The organism is Carboxylicivirga fragile (assembly GCF_050589805.1).
Lineage (GTDB): Bacteria > Bacteroidota > Bacteroidia > Bacteroidales > Marinilabiliaceae > Carboxylicivirga > Carboxylicivirga fragile.
This window is the reverse complement of sequence record NZ_JBNGOY010000121.1, coordinates 1-901: the sequence shown is the minus strand read 5'-3', so window position 1 is coordinate 901 and position 901 is coordinate 1. Positions and strand designations below refer to the sequence as shown.

Here is a 901-nt window from a genome sequence, read left to right as displayed (position 1 = left end):
AGTCGATCTTCATTTTATTATCAACCTCAAAAAGATGATAGCGATATTATGGAAGCACTATCCATAAAGGCTAAAGAACACCCAACAGAGGGCTTTTGGAAGGCATACGGTCGTCTTCGTTTAGAAGGTCATGAATGGAACCATAAGCGGGTACATCGTGTGTATTGCTTAATGCAACTCAATATGCGTCGTAAAATAAAAAAGAGGCTTCCAGCGAGGGTTAAAGTACCGTTGGAAGTACCGAATTCATATAATCACACTTGGTCAATTGATTTTATGCATGATGCTTTGGAAAATGGACGTAAGATTAAGTCATTCAATATTATGGATGATTTCAATCGTGAAGCACTTCATATTGAGCTAGATCATTCTATCAAAAGCAATAAAGTTGTATATGTGTTAAATCATCTCATTCGAAAAAGGGGCAAGCCCCAACAGATCAGAATGGATAATGGCCCTGAGTTCATCTCAGAAATCTTGAAAGATTGGAGTGAATTTAATGAGGTTGAGTTGTTGTTTATACAACCAGGCTCACCAACTCAGAATGCATTTATTGAGCGGTTTAATGGAACATACCGCCGATCAATTTTGAATGCCTACCTCTTTCAGTCACTGGATGAAGCACGGGATATAACTGAAAGTTGGGTTCGTGACTATAATAATTATCGACCTCATGATGCTTTAGGAGGCATGAGTCCGATGGCATATTTAAAAAGTATTGATGACCAACCATGTTTAAAAAGCAAAGAAAGTATGCTTCATGAACCTGTCAAGGGTATATAAACGGTGCCGTACCGTCACCGCCCTTGACAGAACCATTCAGCCTTACTAAAAGAGCTTTTGAAAATTGGTTTTGAGAAAAAAGAAAAAAGTCTACTTTTAACATGTCCTAAAAAAGGGA

The 901-nt window shown here is 38.0% G+C and carries 1 pseudogene; it reads left to right on the top strand.

The annotated features are described in order from the left end of the window. A pseudogene (locus ACRD7B_RS22750) lies at positions 1-714 on the top strand (IS3 family transposase); the annotation flags it as partial. Positions 715-901 lie beyond the last annotated feature (187 nt).